The sequence below is a fragment of the Sphingobacterium sp. UBA865 genome (genome assembly GCF_002295765.1).
In the GTDB taxonomy this organism is placed as follows: Bacteria; Bacteroidota; Bacteroidia; order Sphingobacteriales; family Sphingobacteriaceae; genus Sphingobacterium; species Sphingobacterium multivorum.
In genome coordinates this window covers 12,847-27,798 of sequence record NZ_DBGB01000005.1, presented here as the reverse complement: position 1 = coordinate 27,798, position 14,952 = coordinate 12,847, and the positions used below count along the sequence as shown (strand labels likewise).

Genomic DNA, 14,952 nt, shown 5'->3' with positions numbered 1-14,952 from the left:
ACTGCCTTTTTGAGACAGCCTCATTTTTTTTATTATTAATGTTTATCTTTAAAATGTATTACCGCTCAAATAAAACTGAATAGTCCTGGTTTTCTTCAAAATTAAACCCACCTACTTTCCAGCTATACTGTCCATTAGAATTTCTCACAGCTACATGGACTGGACTTGCCGTAGTGCTATGATTATAAAAAACAACTATTGAAGATTCACTTTTTTCGATATTAATTTTTATTACGGTATCGCATACTCTAAAAATCAGGATGCATTAAATAAATTTTGGACATATAATCAACGTAGAATATTCATTTTGTCTGCGATAATCTTTGCAATACTTCACTATAAGCGCTACAATATGACTTTTGAAAACCTATTATTAATCCCATTTTTATTGGCTTTCTATTTTTCAAGGGGTTGGATCCTAGAATATGCTAGAGCTCCATATGGATTTATTTACAGTTGCTTACTGCATATACTATATAACTTCCTTTTATCGGTCAAATATACTTTAAATAACTTCTCTAGTTATAGATTCAATTACAATAATGCATTTAGTGGTTTTTATGTACCTAAAATGGATAAATTAAAGCACGGGAGTGATTTTGACAACCTTACTGGTTACTTACATTTATTCTTACAGACTAATTTAAACGCTCCAAAGGAGACAAAGAGAAAATTCCACTGGAGATCTTTCCATTCCATTCATAGTAGTAGGCTTGCCTCCTTTTGATAATAACCTTCTTGCTCCTAGGCATCCGCTCTTTGTCCACGGGTTGTATAACAGTGATCTCGTAATGGTTGGCCTGGGTATTATTGACTTTAATTTCGATAGCTTTTTCAAAGCCGTACGAATATACACCTAACTTGTAAACGTCCTGTCTCGGAAAATTAAATGTTTTCGTTGAATCAATAACGATTTGTTTTCTTAGTCTGGAAGAAAACATGCAATGTCTATATTGCGGAACATGGACAATATTTCGATAATTTTTCTTTTTGTTAATATATATGGAAAGTAATTCGAAGTAAAACGGAGTTCTACTGCTCATCTCGTTTTTCTCATAAGTTTCCAAATAATAGTTGATCGTTACTGAAATAGAATCGTTATCTTTTTGGACTGACTTTTCCCGTACCGATACCCTGGGTAATCTTTTTTCCAGGTGTGGATTTAAAATTACTGTATCTCCCTTTACTTCCCAATCTCCTCTATTCGTATAGGATTCAAATGTATAAGGGAAAATAGGATCTGCTTCAATAAGCTCAAATGTGCTGTCTAGATTTAGAGTCAGACGGGTCGAATATTCCCCATACGTACCGAAGATCGGTTTAGAAGCTTTTTGAGCAAATACGGAGAATACTAGTGAAAAATAAAGAAGTGCTGACAACAATACTTTGATCATAATCCATTTTTCCTTTGCTTTGTTAGGGATAGAATACAAATATATCACAAAATGTTCACCTAATTTACTCTTTGTTCTTCTTAAACAGGAAAAGTTATTTTTTCACAATACTATAAACCACAACCGGAAGGCACAATACGGTTAATATTACAGAGAACCTTTTGAAGATCAGCAAATCTTTCCGTTTTTTTAATAATTCTTGGTCCGATAGTTCGCTTAATTCTTTTTCTTTCATGCTATTTTTAATTAAGATCCTATGATAAAATACTTAATAATACCTTGTAAGTTTTCTTGTTGTGTCAGCGATACAGGTATCATTTGCTAATAATGGCTTCTGATCAAATATAAATATCTTCACGAACATTTATCAAATTATTTCCTTTTTAGGATATATTGTACTTACCACAGTCTTTTATCGGTAATAATGGAGAAACAACGTCTTTAACAAATTGCCGATAGCACGATACAACAAAAAGACAAGGTCCTACCATGGTAAAACCTTGCTCTTATTAGTGAACAAACAACATACAGATCCGGCGCAGAACGGGGGCAATAGCTAGTTGGCTTCAAGCTGAATAACCCCCGAAATTAGTCCTTCACCTTTTGCCCTTACCCGTATTTCACCTTTGTTTTTGCTCGTGACAATCGCCAAGGCTTTACCATGAAAAGCATTGCGAGAAGCTGATTGGAAGCTTGTCAGATCCGTCGTATTGCCATTGTCTGTCGCCACAATTTTTGCACCGTCTCCCTTCACCTCAAATTCGATTTTATCGTCTGCATCAGGAACGATCGTACCAAACTCGTCCACGATATAGGCATGCACAAAGGAAAGTTTTGCGTGTATCCATGTTGTCAAACTCATTGAAGAACTTTTTGCTTACCGTACATGCCCCCCATCCTTGGCCATAAGGCGACCAATTTTTACCGCGCAAGCCCAGAAAGACGACCCAGCGGTTGCCATCAACATAACCGTTGTAGTTCGACGTATTGTTGAATTTCTGTGCAAATACAACCTCAGGATTTCCCTCACCGGCATATTTGGAAATATCTAGCGTATTATTGCTTGCATTGGGGATATAACTCGCTGCCGGCCACAGATTTTTGAAATCTGCCACCAGCGCAAACTGGCCGCTGCTGATAACTTCTTCGAGTCCCGCTAGGGCTTCAGCCTTGGAGACACCGATATCTTCGCCGCCATAATAGCCTGCATAAAATAGATAAACACGGGCCAGTAGCGCTTTAGCAGCAAATGGAGTTGCCCGACCATCATTGGTTGCCGCAGCTGACTTGGGGTAAGCTGTTGCTGGGATATTGGCAGCCGCAAATTTAAGGTCTGAAACAATCAGTTGATAAATCGCTTTGGGGTCCGACTGTGGAATATTCTCATTGGTCGGGCTCGTTAGCAAAGGGATGTTTTCGAATAGACGGACGAGATCAAAGTACATGGTGGCCCGCAGGAATTTCGTTTCCCCTTCGATACGTGCCCGCGCTGTAGTGTTGCCTGAAAAATCAGTGCCGTCCAATTTTTCCAAAAGTGTATTGCAGCGAAAAATTCCCGCGTAGTAATCAGACCAGGTACCATCAAAGATATTATTGTCCGATTGGGACTGCGCAATATCAAAACGGTCTATTGCCTGAAATGAGCGACCGTCTGTTGTACCTGTTCCGCCAAAACAATTGTCGGCAGCCACCTCTGCTGTCAGATAGAAAGACTGGCTCCCATTGGAGGTCGTCCGTTGATAACCATCATAGCAGCCGACCAGAGCCATGTCGGCATCGGCTACGGTTTTATAAAAATTGCTTTCCAAAACGCTTGTCATCGGTTCGACATCCAAAAAACTGGATGAACATGATCCTAAGATTAAGGATCCAAATAACATGGAATGATAGATATAGCTCGTTTTTTTCATGATTTCTTGTGTTTAGAATTTAACATTTAGGCCAAATAATACAGTCCTTGGTCTTGGATAGTAACCGAGGTCGATACCCGATACCCAACCATCTGTTCCATAGCCGATCTCGGGATCCATCCCATCATATTTGGTGAACGTAAACAGGTTTTGACCTTGTACGTAGAAGCGGATCTGATTAGCATACTTCCATTTGATCAGTTTCGACAGATCATAACCTAAGGTCACATTGCTGATCCGAAGAAAGTCTCCATCCTGAATATAAAGGTCTGAAAACTGCCAATTGACATTAGTTTCCGTAACACGGGGGATCGTACTGGAAGTACCTTCCCCGGTCCATCGGTCTAATATTCGTGTAGTATAGTTTGCTTGTTTATTGGCATGATTGCGGTAAGACTGTACAATTTTGTTTCCAAGGGAACCATAGGCATTCACCGAGAAATCAAATCCTTTATAATCCAGTCCAATATTAAATCCATAGGTAAAATTAGGCATGCCCACGCCCAAATTTGTCTTATCCGAGGCATTGATAATACCATCGTTATTCTGATCTACATATTTCACATCGCCCGGTTTTACATCCGCTTGAAGGATACCTTTTCCGGCTGTTTTCCAATTCCTGCTTAAAATTGCGGATGATAAACTTCTCTGCCTGTCCTGTACCGACAATCGCCGACAGGCCTTTGTTTGTGGAAGCCCAAACATCACCTTGATCATCGACCAAGAGTGCCAGGATTGCATCGTCGCTAAGCCCATCTTGCTGTGTAAGATAGCTTATTTTGGTACCATCTATTACATGCAGTCCCTCTTGTGTCGCTACCCAAATACGACCGGCTTTGTCCTCTTTGATATCATAAATTAGATCATTCATGAGTTTCATAGGCGAACTGGATGTATTGATATAAGTAATCTTCTCGTCGGGGGCCAACAATGCCAATCCTGTAGCTGTGCCGATCCAGAGACGTTTTTTTGAATCCTCAAATAAAACAGAGATATAATTGCTGTTGATGGTTTGGCCCTGCCGTGTATATGTTTTCGAAAACTGTGCTGTTTTTTTATCAAACAGGTACAGGCCGGTACTTAGCTTTCCTATCCATAGCCGATGTTGACTATCTTCATAGATCTCCCATACACTATCATCATTCAATTTCCCGGGGGCCGAGTCACGGTGGAAAACCTTAAAACTTTTGCCGTCAAATCGACACATACCACCTCGATAAGTTCCTATCCACAGCCTGTCTTCCGCATCCAGCAATAAGGAAACAATCACGTTGCTGCTCAAACTATTGGGATCCTGAGGATCATGCAGGTATTGCGTAAAGGTTTTCTGACTGAGATCATAATAGAGCAATCCCCCACCATTTGTCCCAATCCAGAGATTACCCTTTCGATCCTGTACAAACTTATTGACGTCGTCAAAGGGAAGTGATTTGGGAAGTCCAGGATAGTTCTTGACTAAGGAGAATAATAACAAGTTGGGATGATAATAACTGATGCCGCCTTTGTATGTTCCCGTCCAGATAATACCTGACTTATCCCGATATAAAGCCGTTATGCTATTGTAAGGTAGGCTTCGTAAATCATATTTATCGTTACCGATGATTTGTACACTTTTTGTTTTTTTATCATAAACATTGATCCCACCATGGTCAGTTCCTAGCCAGAGATGCCCTTTATCATCTTGCACGATATTGCCTACAAAAGGATTGGATAGTTCTTTTTGGAGATGTTGAATTGATCCATCTTTCGGGTCAAACCAGTATACACCGATTGGAATATCCTTTGAGAAGATCCATATCGCCCCATCCTGATCGGCAAATAGATTATAATTTACCAGCTTATTGCTGATCGGCAATAAGCTGGTTTTGGTACTTTGAAGTGATTTCGTATCAATATGGCCCAGCAGGCCATTTTCGTAGATTACCCAGATCGTGTGGTCTTGCCCAGCTATCACATCGGCGATTCGGTTGTTTTTGGTCAACGGCGGTACAGTACGATAGGTTTTCTTTAGGCTATCGTACAAGATCAGCGAACGATCGCTATACAATAGTGCAAAGATCTGCCCTTCCAGCTGTCTTATCGTATGTACGTCTTTGACGGGCAACTTTAAGCGGGTCAGTATGGAATCAAGCTGCTGGATGATAATACCTGAGCGCTGATCATACACATTCATCCGGTTGCTGGTACGAATCCATACATTGCCTTCTGGTCCCTCAAAGATTGCGGAAATCGAATTTCCACTCAGCCCGGTTCGTTTATTGGCAGAATAGCGAAAATTTGTGAATTGCGCCCATCAAATCGGCTCAGGCCAGATTCGGTACCAAACCAAAGGTAATTGTACTTATCCCGGAGTGCGCAATTGACATGATTATGGACCAGGCCCTGATCAGAAGTTAAGGTTTTAAACGCATACGTATTGACCTGGCTCCAAACTGAAGATTGCCCTAAGAAAAGGAAAAGAAAGAGTTGGAGATACGCGTATAAAAAAGACTTAAGCTGCTGCATTGGTTATCATCTCCCCAATGATACAAAAATTGAGCAAATACAGCAAATCAAGTTGCTATTCATATAAGCTTTAACATAGTCTTTTGATCGTTTCATCATTATATAACACGCACTATCACCGCTTATCATATTCCCAATATAAAAAATGGCATTATTGAGACAACTATTCTTTATCCCCTAACCATGTTACCACATTGCGATCATGTTCGTAAGTTAAATCGGAATAGTACCATTTTTACAGGGATATAGCTAGGGGTTAACAAGGGTTTACCCCTGTTATACCCCTGTTAACCCCCTGTTATCCCCCTGTTAAACCGCTACTAATAGTAGAACTGGTATAAATTAATTAATACGTTTTGTAGGAAAAATTGAAGATCAGTTTTACAATGAAGCGCTTCCAAAAGATTGCTATTAAATAGCCATGAAAATAGTACTAACTAAACAGCCCTATCAGGCAATAGAATTGGTAAAACCAGATGTTTAGATCTGACTAAAAATTCTTTATTTACCACTCGAAATAGCAGTTCAAAATACTGGAAACTTACTGAAATTGCTTAGGCCTGTCTTTTTCAGCCGCCCTTGCCACGATCTCATCAATGCGTTTTTTGCGGGTATCTGGTCTTTTGGCAAGAACAATCCATTGCAACATCATTTTTTTGACGGATTTACTCAATCCAAGAAAATAATCTTTTGAACCAGCGTAATGTTGAAATGCTTCATCCAAATCCTGGGGAATAATTAATTCTTCCACACTGTCCAAAATTGACCAAGAACCATTTTCTTGTGCTATTTTTATAACCTCATGCCCCGCTGGAGTCATCAGATTCGCATCGATTAGTTTTTTAACTTTTTCTTTGTTAATTTTAGACCAGGTACTATTGGGTTTTCTTCGGCTAAATAACTGCATGAATGAATAGGCATCAATCGGTCTCCGTGTGCTATCAATCCAGCCAAAACACAATGCTTCATCCACAAGTTCAGTCCAGTTGACCACCGGTAAATTTGATTTTTTAGTATTACAGATCACCCAAATTGATTGTGCTATGTGATGATTGTTCTCAAGCCAAAATCGCCATTCTTCTTTTGTATTCAGGTAAATAATGGCTCTCTCTGCCGAATTCTGTTTGATCATTGATATCGTTTTTTAGTCCTTACTGGTATGGATAAAATTTGTCTATTGTGAAAATACGTTTTTTTTGAATACTAGTCATCCATGTTTTGCAGAACAACGACCAGCTTGTCCTATTGACAATATCAGCCCGCTGCTCTATTTTCCATTTTTCCTCACTTGCCAAATGATTATTTTTCGTAGGCGCCAAGTCGATAGCGTCGAATAGCGTAAAAAAAAACCAGCAACAGCCAATAATGGTAATTAAAGTCAAGCTAATCAGGATTTTCTTTATCATACGTATTTATTTTTGCTCTTCGTTTCAAATAATAAGCCCTTAAAAAATTATAATCAACACAAAAGTTAAAACCTTTTATTCGTTAAACATCACAATCGCCAATTTACAGTATTACAATAGCTAAAAAATCGATAGTTTATATGTGTTGGCAATCATTTATAATTCGTTAGTGATCCATCAATTTACACAAACGTTTGTGTATTCAATTTACTTGAATCTCTAATTTATTCTCAGTATACTCGTGATAACATTATAATCAATTACCCAGAACGGCGGTTCAAAAAAATAGACTAAACAGACCGTAAAGCAACATTACCGGAATACGGACTAATATATTCTTATAGCAAAATATTTTAAAACGCTAAAAAATGAAACAGATTGGCTTAAAAATCAAACGGGAATGGAAGTTTCTTTCCATATTCGTCATCTGCTCTTTACCCAGCTTATTCAGCATGGCACAATCCAACCCACCGGTCCTCCGTATCGGTATCATGGCCGATATGCAATACGCAGACAAAGCAGACCACGGTAGCCGTTTCTACCACAATTCATTAATGAAGGTCGATACCGCTGTAGACTTCTTCAATCGCAATAAGGTCGATTTTTCCTTGATTCTTGGCGATCTTGTCGACGAAGGTCCAAAAGATCTTCCAGTACTGTTAGAACATCTCTCCCCCTTAAAAAAAACGACTTATTGTCTACTTGGAAACCACGACTATGTCAACGTATCTAAACCAGATCTTTTGCACACTACTTTTGGGATGCCAGCTAAATACTACGCATTTACAAAAGGAAAATGGCGATTTGTTTTCTTAAATACGAATGCGCTCAGTAAATATGCCACAACGCCAAATTCAGCAGATCAACATGAATGGAAAACCCTGGTGGATAGCCTACAGACAAGCGGAAGGAAAAATACGCAACCCTGGAATGGCGGGGTTGACCGTAAACAACTCAAATGGTTACAAAACGAACTTGCCCAAGCGCGGAAAAACAAAGCGCATGTGATTGTATTGACACATCATCCTTTATTGCCAGAAAACGGCTATGAAACACTCAATAACCGGGAGGTTCTTGATATACTATACCAATTCTCCGAAGTTAAGCTGGTACTTTCTGGTCATCATCATAAAGGCAATTATGTAATGGCAAATAATATTCCTTTTGTAACCATGGAAGGTATGATCGAAACAGCTACCAGCAACGCCTATGGACTTTTGGAACTCTATCCGAAAGAAATCAAAATCAAAGGCCGAGGTAGACTCAGTTCAAGAGTTTTTAAATTATCATCCAAATAGGGCTCAATCGGGTGATTAATAAACTCACCATAAATAAGATTTAAATAAAACACCCGCAACGGCTTTAGCTGTTGCGGGTGTTTTTTATTGAATGGGTTTAGACAAAAATGCTATTCCATGGTTGGATTAAATGTACCGCCCCAATCTTTATTCTGCTTGATATTTGGGTTCTTGTCAATGACCGACTGCGCGACTGGAAAGAAATAATAGGTATCGGGTACCAAATTCACTTTATTTCCTGTGCTTGGCACCTGCAAGACGCTATATTTGAACTGATTTTCTTTCAATGTGTATGTTTTGGCCAATGCATTGGCATCATCCAGATTCATCTCGGTTCCATTTGAATTTATTGCTATCGCTTCAACTCCATGTTTGGTTGTATTGTTCAGTATATTGAGCTTACGTAACCTTCTTAAATCCCAAAAACGATGTCCCTCAAAACAGAACTCAATATTACGCTCTGCCAAAATAGCTTCACGCATTTGTTCCTTCGTGGTTGCTGTTATGCCATATTTATTGTCTGCGCCCGGCTCGATTCCCGCTCTTTTCCTAATCTGTGTAACCAGGTCTAAGGCTGTCGCAAAATCTCCTGTTTCATTTGCCGTCTCAGCATAATTCAATAGGACCTCGGCATAGCGCATCAACACAAAGTCGACATCATACTGAGTTTCCACTTCGGTTTGCTTTAATGACAGTTTGGAATTTTTTAAGATAAAAAACCCGCTATATCGATCCAAATTAGACGACGGAGTTTTTGCCTTCGGGTTAATGCCAAAGTCATCTAAAGCCGGAGCAATACCGACAGAAGTGTATTGTCTTTTGCCGGTCTTGCCGGAAACTTCATAGATTTTGGCATTCCACACAATAGACTTGTCAAAACGCGGATCGCGGTTTTCCCAATAGGATTGTAAAAATTGATCTTCTGTTTTATGGTATTTACCCGTTTGATCGGAATATAACTTTCCATCTTTCATTGGAAAAGCTTTTACAAATTCCCAGGATGGAACAGAACCTGCCGGCCCTCTACTTTCGGATCCCGGACGTACACCATTATCCCAATTGGCAACTTTATTTGGATAGGTATTAATCACAGCAAAAACAACCTCTGGACCCTTTTCTACCAGCGCAATATTGGAATAATCTGAAGTCAAACTATAGCCATCCGCCTTCAGCTGATCATAAGCTAATTTATTTGCGGTATTGGCCTCCTGCCAATAGGCATTTCCATAGGGATTGGAAGGGTTAAACTGTGGAGAAGCCTTATATAACAATACCTTTGCTTTAAAAGCGGCTGCAAAATCACCATCAATTTTCCCATAATCTGCCGTTCCTTTTGCAATTGTTTTTGGCAATTGTGAAATAGCCTGATCCAGATCTTTAACGATCAGCTCAAAACATTCTTTTGTCGAATTGCGGGGCACATTAAGATCATCATTTTTTAGGTCTTGCGGTACAGTAATATAAGGAACACCGCCGTGGATCCTGACCATGTTAAAATACATAAAGGCACGCATAAACAACGCTTGGCCAATCACCGTTTTTTTAAAGTCGTCTTTTAATGAAGTACTTTCATTGACTTTCTGTATGGCCGTATTGATTTTCCGGATGGTTGTATAATCCCATGATTTGTAAGAACCATTGTTGACGGTAACCGCATCCAATGGAAAAGCGATGCCGATTAGTTGTTCCGAATTTCCGTCCGCACCAGAATTCCAGTTACCAAATAGTGGATATAAATTGGCAAGATAGCCGTTCACTAGATTTGGATCAGCCCATACCTTAGCCTCATCCAGCGAATTGAGGTCCTCAATGTCCAATACATTTTTACAGGAGGACATGCACAAGGCCAATGCAATTAAAGGATAATATATTTTTTTCATATTTTTTTCATCTTTTTTTCATTTTAAAATTTAACATCAAGTCCAAACGTAAAGGTTTTCATGACTGGATAAGAATCATACAGCTTTTGTTCGGGATCATGAAACTCTTTCATTGGCGAAAAAACAAACAAATTGGTCCCATTAAAAAACAGATTGACATCTTTCACACGCAATTTCTCTGTCATGCTTTTCGGCAATCGATAAGAAACATTAATGTCACGTAAGCGCAAATAGGCTCCATTTCTTATCCAGAATGACGATGGGGCTGCACCGGATTCGGCCCAGCCAGAGTATCCTGTTGGTCGCGGATATTTGGCGTCGGTATTATCCGGTGTCCAGACATCGGAAGCCCAAATTGGATAATATGGACGGAAAGTATCGCCGTGCTGGCGCATTCCACCGCCTTCTTGATTACTGATCATGCGATCGTAAGCAAGAACTCCCTGAAATAAAGCCGAGACATAAAAGCCCTTCCAGCTCGAATTGAATCCAAACCCATAATTGATGCGCGGAGAATTATTGTCCGACAATAACTGCAAATCGTTATCATCAATTTTCCCATCCGGGCCACCTGAATAGTTCGCCCCCTGAATGTCTTTATATAAGATCATCCCAGGAAAAGGATCCCTTCCGTAGGTCTTAAATCCTTTTGCTTTCAACGCATCAGCTTCAGCCTGTGTCCTAACCAAACCAAGGGATTCTAAGCCGATTATTCTATTCTCAGGTCGTCCAATTCTGGAGCGAAAGTTCTGCGGTTGGCCCGATGCATAAGAAGGTTCTTCGTCAATGATGTCCCAACGGTCTTTGGCATACCCCAGATTGGCATTGAGACCATAAGCCACTTCACCAACCTTGTCATTCCAATTAAAAGAAATCTCGCCGCCTTTATAACTTCTCGCCGCATAGTTTTCAGGAGCAAGTGCACGACCGTAATTGTCAGGAACCTTCAGCGATCTTGGACCAAGAATATTGGTTTCCTTGCGTGAAAACAGATCAAGGCTACCGGTCAGCTTATTATTAACAAATCCAAAATCTAAACCCAAGTTGACACTCTTAGAAGTTGTCCAGGTTAGATTTTGTGTTGGGGTTGCACCATATGCAATACCATTATAATAGCGGTCACCAAACATATAGCCGCCCGAGGTGGTATACTTTTCTAAATAACCAAATTGCCCGATTCGATTGGCATTGACATCCAAATCGTTACCCGTTGTACCATAAGAAGCTCTGAACTTCAAATCCGATATCGTATTTTTTATATCCGTAAAGAAGTTTTCGTCCGATACACGCCAGGCTGCTGATACTGAAGGAAAAAATCCCCAGCGCTTATCCGTCGGAAATAATGGTGAACCATCATAACGAAAAGAAAACTCCGCAATATATTTATCCGCATAATTGTAGTTGGCACGCCCGATGATACCACGTCTCGAATCGATCGTTTCATTGGCCGTTGTCGACCTAAAGTTGCGATCTGTAGGATAAATAAACATTTGATCTAGGGCTGTAATTGGATTTTCTGCCCGTGAAGTGACATAAGTCCCTCCTTTTTTGGACTGTTCATAAACCAATGTTCCGTCGACGGAATGTTTACCAAACTTGCGGTTATAGTTTAAAAACCAGTTTACCTGATATTCCCACAATCGTTGTGGGCTGTAATCCATGAAAGGCTGGCTCTGACTAAAAGTAAAAATATTAATATTCGCTTCTGATGGCGGAGCTGGTATAAAGCGGTTGTCATTCGGGTTTAAAGAAGTAAAGGTATAGTTCTTTTGAAAACTCATATAACGCTTGCGCATATAGTCTTGAGCAATGTAACTTCCGACAACTTTTGTCGAAAGGCCCTGTACCAATTTATCCAGCTTCAAGTTTAGGGTCATAATAGGATTGACCTGCCGCACTTTACGGTCTATATAGCGATCCCCGATGACCTGATCGATCACATTCCACGCCTGCCAGCTTCCCATAGGCGTCTGTACAGGATAAGCCGTAGGTGTATTGCTCGGTGTTCCGTCTGCATTCAGGTAAAACGGATACATCTTTGGCCAGTTGAATGTAACACGGTAGAAATCGGATACATCAAAATCATCATCGTTCGAAGATGTGCTGAATGGCCAAAAAAAGCGCTTCGAATTCGTCTGGTTGGCTGAAATATTAAAATCCATGCTAAAATCTTCGGTAATCTGTGCGGAAATATTGCTCCTTAGATTAAATTTCTCATGATCCAAAGATTTATAAGATCCATTTTCTTTACGGTAGCTCAGCAAGCTATAATAAGTAATTTTGTCGCCACCCCCATTAACCGATATTGATTGTCGATGTGTAAACGGATTGCGCCAGATAACGTCATTAGCATTGTAATTTTTGTCCTTGAAATAATCAAACTCTTTTTGTCCATTGGGGATAGAAAGACCACGAAATTCGGCGACCCGGTTTTGATAAGTGAGTTCATCTTGCGCAGTCGTTAAATTAGCAAGGAGCTCCTGTGTTGGCGTATTGAAAGTATAATTACTTTGTACATTAAAAACAGGGGCTTGCGCCGTTCCTTTTTTTGTCGTTACCACCACTACGCCATTACCGGCCCGGGTGCCATACACTGCGGCTGTTGCAGCATCTTTTAAGAAGGTCATTTGGTCAACCTCGTTCGCTTCAAGCACATCGAATGCAGCTTTATCGCGAACCACGCCATCAATTACATAGAGTGGCTCGGCAAAACTCCCCCGTATACGCAAGCTCGACGATGCTCCGGCCATCCCCGAAGTATTGGTGACATTGACACCTGCAGCTCTACCGGCGAGTGAATTGGAAAGATTTGAACTGGGGATGTTTTTTAACTGTTCTGCATTGACGGTAGCGACCGAACCGGTAATATTCCCTTTCCGCTGCTTACCATAGCCAATGATCACGACTTCTTCAAGTGCTTGATCACTCGATACCATGACCACGTTCACATTACCTGCGGAAACGGCCACCTCCTGTTTTGTAAACCCTTGGTAGTTCACGACCAAAACATCACCGCGCTTTGCGCGAATAGAAAAAACACCTTGTTGATTGGAGGACGTTTGAACGGATGTTCCTTTGACGGTGATGGTAGCACCGGCTAATACCTGACCTTTCTCATCTTTGATGATCCCTGTAACCTGATCCTGATCGACAATAGCATTGATCGGATCCAGATTCAGCGCGTAAGAATCAGGCTGACTAAACAGCAGGCAGAGCCCCAAAAGGCTAATGGGTCTCGCCTTTCCATGAAGAAAAAAATTTCTCATCATAATTACAAATTGGTTTAAAATAATAAAGAACCGTAGGGTTCAACTTTGGTTTATTGACTTTGCATGTCTTTCTTTTTATAAAAAACAGCAAAAGTGGATTAGATTGTCTATTAAATTTAAAAAACAAAATCTTATTAACGAAACTAATATGATTTTTTAATCCAAAATTCACAGAAACGTTACATGCTTAAAACAGGGAATGGAAATGCCGGACACAGCAGTCCCGATCTTCAGGTAGGACACCTAAAAACGGTAGTGAACACAGGGATTTAAAGTGGATTTATATCCCTGTACGAATAATATCTAGGAAATTTTATTTTCAGGCGAGCCGAGTACGATCAATGTAGAGGCTCCGAATGGGACTTAAAAAAAAGAGCCTAAAACTGTAAGCTGGCATTTAGGCAAAATTGCCGTCCATTATAGGTTGGTAATACCACATAACTCTTTTTTGAATTCTGCAATCGACTGTCTACCAGCGGTAGCAACCAATAGGCGATTTTAGTACTTAAGATCCCGACCCCAGCTCCCATAGCGATATCCGAGAACCAGTGCTTATCATTGTGCATCCGCAGATAACCGGTACCCGCGGCAACAGCATACCCCGCTATTCCGTACCAAATTGACTCCTGTCTGTATTCCTGCCAAAGTAATTCCGCACCAACAAATGCAGTGGCAGCATGCCCTGAAGGAAAGGAATTGTTCGCTGAACTATCGGGTCGCCAAACAGGTATAGTAGATTTCATAATTCTCACGGTTGAAGTCATGATAATATTGGAAACCGCCGTTGTGAACAGGCGTTGTTTAAGGTTATGTTTCGCAGGTACCCCGACCGCATCCAGCACAAAAACTCCGGCAGTTCCAGCAAAACGTGTGAAATCGTCCAACTTAATTTTTTGATTGTTCCTTCTCGAAACGCCGTCTCTAATGTCTTCATCTATCCCTTTTAAAAAGGGATTCCCTTTGGCAACGATACCATAGGTGATCAATCCTACAGGAACAGCCAGTTCTTTGTAAGGAATTTTCTTAAAAAAATGAGATCTGCTGCTCGAATCCGAAGGTTGTTCCGACAAGATCTGCGCAAATGAGGTAACCGGCATTACAAAAAGTAAAACCAGTAGCCAATAAAAAACAATCTGTTTCCAGTAATCGATCATTTTAGCCTTAAAAAATTTTATAATGCGCAAAGATAATATTTATAAACTACCTCTTTGACAGTATTAATCCATACAGCACGGCAATATTGGGCATCAATCTCCATTTTATCATTAAACAAAGGAAAAGTAACGAAAG

Annotated in this window: 13 protein-coding genes; 2 read left to right on the top strand and 11 right to left on the bottom strand. The window is 40.2% G+C overall.

The window, feature by feature from the left end:
* The first annotated feature begins 220 nt into the window (after nt 1-220).
* A complete protein-coding gene (locus B2O97_RS25185) occupies nt 221-727 on the top strand; it encodes a type II CAAX prenyl endopeptidase Rce1 family protein (RefSeq protein ID WP_083663570.1) in 507 nt (168 codons plus the stop codon).
* On the opposite strand, the gene B2O97_RS02060 is transcribed toward B2O97_RS25185, so the two are convergent.
* The 8 genes from B2O97_RS02060 to B2O97_RS02025 form a co-directional block, all read right to left on the bottom strand.
* The gene (locus tag B2O97_RS02060) at nt 639-1,394 is read right to left on the bottom strand and encodes a copper resistance protein NlpE (protein ID WP_145327425.1); all 756 of its coding nucleotides are present in this window, start codon (nt 1,392-1,394) and stop codon (nt 639-641) included. The two genes, B2O97_RS25185 and B2O97_RS02060, sit on opposite strands and share 89 nt — an antisense overlap.
* A gap of 556 nt (nt 1,395-1,950) precedes the next feature.
* A complete protein-coding gene (locus B2O97_RS02055; RefSeq protein WP_286766862.1) occupies nt 1,951-2,217 on the bottom strand; it encodes a hypothetical protein in 267 nt (88 codons plus the stop codon).
* On the bottom strand, nt 2,174-3,304 hold the full coding sequence (locus B2O97_RS02050) for a RagB/SusD family nutrient uptake outer membrane protein (RefSeq protein WP_286766861.1): 1,131 nt from the start codon (nt 3,302-3,304) through the stop codon (nt 2,174-2,176). The genes B2O97_RS02055 and B2O97_RS02050 overlap by 44 nt, the downstream gene beginning before the upstream one ends.
* 12 nt (nt 3,305-3,316) lie before the next feature.
* Nucleotides 3,317-3,868, bottom strand: a complete 552-nt coding sequence (locus tag B2O97_RS02045; RefSeq protein WP_286766860.1) for a hypothetical protein — start codon at nt 3,866-3,868, stop codon at nt 3,317-3,319.
* On the bottom strand, nt 3,846-5,477 hold the full coding sequence (locus tag B2O97_RS02040; RefSeq protein WP_286766859.1) for a ligand-binding sensor domain-containing protein: 1,632 nt from the start codon (nt 5,475-5,477) through the stop codon (nt 3,846-3,848). The genes B2O97_RS02045 and B2O97_RS02040 overlap by 23 nt, the downstream gene beginning before the upstream one ends.
* A 68-nt stretch (nt 5,478-5,545) precedes the next feature.
* A complete protein-coding gene (locus tag B2O97_RS02035) occupies nt 5,546-5,809 on the bottom strand; it encodes a two-component regulator propeller domain-containing protein (protein ID WP_286766858.1) in 264 nt (87 codons plus the stop codon).
* Nucleotides 5,810-6,350: 541 nt separating this feature from the next.
* Nucleotides 6,351-6,941 carry a YdeI/OmpD-associated family protein gene (locus B2O97_RS02030; RefSeq protein WP_286766857.1) on the bottom strand — a complete coding sequence of 197 codons (591 nt, stop codon included), beginning with the start codon at nt 6,939-6,941 and terminating at the stop codon, nt 6,351-6,353.
* Nucleotides 6,942-6,960: 19 nt separating this feature from the next.
* Nucleotides 6,961-7,215 carry a hypothetical protein gene (locus B2O97_RS02025; protein ID WP_286766856.1) on the bottom strand — a complete coding sequence of 85 codons (255 nt, stop codon included), beginning with the start codon at nt 7,213-7,215 and terminating at the stop codon, nt 6,961-6,963.
* Between the two features lie 368 nt (nt 7,216-7,583).
* On the opposite strand from B2O97_RS02025, the gene B2O97_RS02020 reads away from it, so the two are divergent.
* Nucleotides 7,584-8,513 carry a metallophosphoesterase gene (locus B2O97_RS02020; protein ID WP_286766855.1) on the top strand — a complete coding sequence of 310 codons (930 nt, stop codon included), beginning with the start codon at nt 7,584-7,586 and terminating at the stop codon, nt 8,511-8,513.
* A gap of 110 nt (nt 8,514-8,623) precedes the next feature.
* On the opposite strand, the gene B2O97_RS02015 is transcribed toward B2O97_RS02020, so the two are convergent.
* The 3 genes from B2O97_RS02015 to B2O97_RS02005 form a co-directional block, all read right to left on the bottom strand.
* The gene (locus B2O97_RS02015; RefSeq protein WP_286766854.1) at nt 8,624-10,393 is read right to left on the bottom strand and encodes a RagB/SusD family nutrient uptake outer membrane protein; all 1,770 of its coding nucleotides are present in this window, start codon (nt 10,391-10,393) and stop codon (nt 8,624-8,626) included.
* Between the two features lie 23 nt (nt 10,394-10,416).
* On the bottom strand, nt 10,417-13,662 hold the full coding sequence (locus B2O97_RS02010) for a SusC/RagA family TonB-linked outer membrane protein (protein ID WP_286766853.1): 3,246 nt from the start codon (nt 13,660-13,662) through the stop codon (nt 10,417-10,419).
* A gap of 377 nt (nt 13,663-14,039) precedes the next feature.
* Complete coding sequence (locus B2O97_RS02005; RefSeq protein WP_145327433.1) at nt 14,040-14,816, bottom strand: phosphatase PAP2 family protein; 777 nt, start codon at nt 14,814-14,816, stop codon at nt 14,040-14,042.
* Nucleotides 14,817-14,952 lie beyond the last annotated feature (136 nt).

Excerpts from the sequence above, each read along its gene's own strand:
- B2O97_RS02060 (WP_145327425.1), bottom strand. The coding sequence starts at position 1,394 with ATGATCAAAGTATTGTTGTCAGCACTTCTTTATTTTTCACTAGTATTC.
- B2O97_RS02050 (WP_286766861.1), bottom strand. The coding sequence starts at position 3,304 with ATGAAAAAAACGAGCTATATCTATCATTCCATGTTATTTGGATCCTTA.
- B2O97_RS02040 (WP_286766859.1), bottom strand. The coding sequence starts at position 5,477 with ATGAATGTGTATGATCAGCGCTCAGGTATTATCATCCAGCAGCTTGAT.
- B2O97_RS02035 (WP_286766858.1), bottom strand. The coding sequence starts at position 5,809 with ATGCAGCAGCTTAAGTCTTTTTTATACGCGTATCTCCAACTCTTTCTT.
- B2O97_RS02030 (WP_286766857.1), bottom strand. The coding sequence starts at position 6,941 with ATGATCAAACAGAATTCGGCAGAGAGAGCCATTATTTACCTGAATACA.
- B2O97_RS02025 (WP_286766856.1), bottom strand. The coding sequence starts at position 7,215 with ATGATAAAGAAAATCCTGATTAGCTTGACTTTAATTACCATTATTGGC.
- B2O97_RS02020 (WP_286766855.1), top strand. The coding sequence starts at position 7,584 with ATGAAACAGATTGGCTTAAAAATCAAACGGGAATGGAAGTTTCTTTCC.
- B2O97_RS02015 (WP_286766854.1), bottom strand. The coding sequence starts at position 10,393 with ATGAAAAAAATATATTATCCTTTAATTGCATTGGCCTTGTGCATGTCC.
- B2O97_RS02010 (WP_286766853.1), bottom strand. The coding sequence starts at position 13,662 with ATGATGAGAAATTTTTTTCTTCATGGAAAGGCGAGACCCATTAGCCTT.
- B2O97_RS02005 (WP_145327433.1), bottom strand. The coding sequence starts at position 14,816 with ATGATCGATTACTGGAAACAGATTGTTTTTTATTGGCTACTGGTTTTA.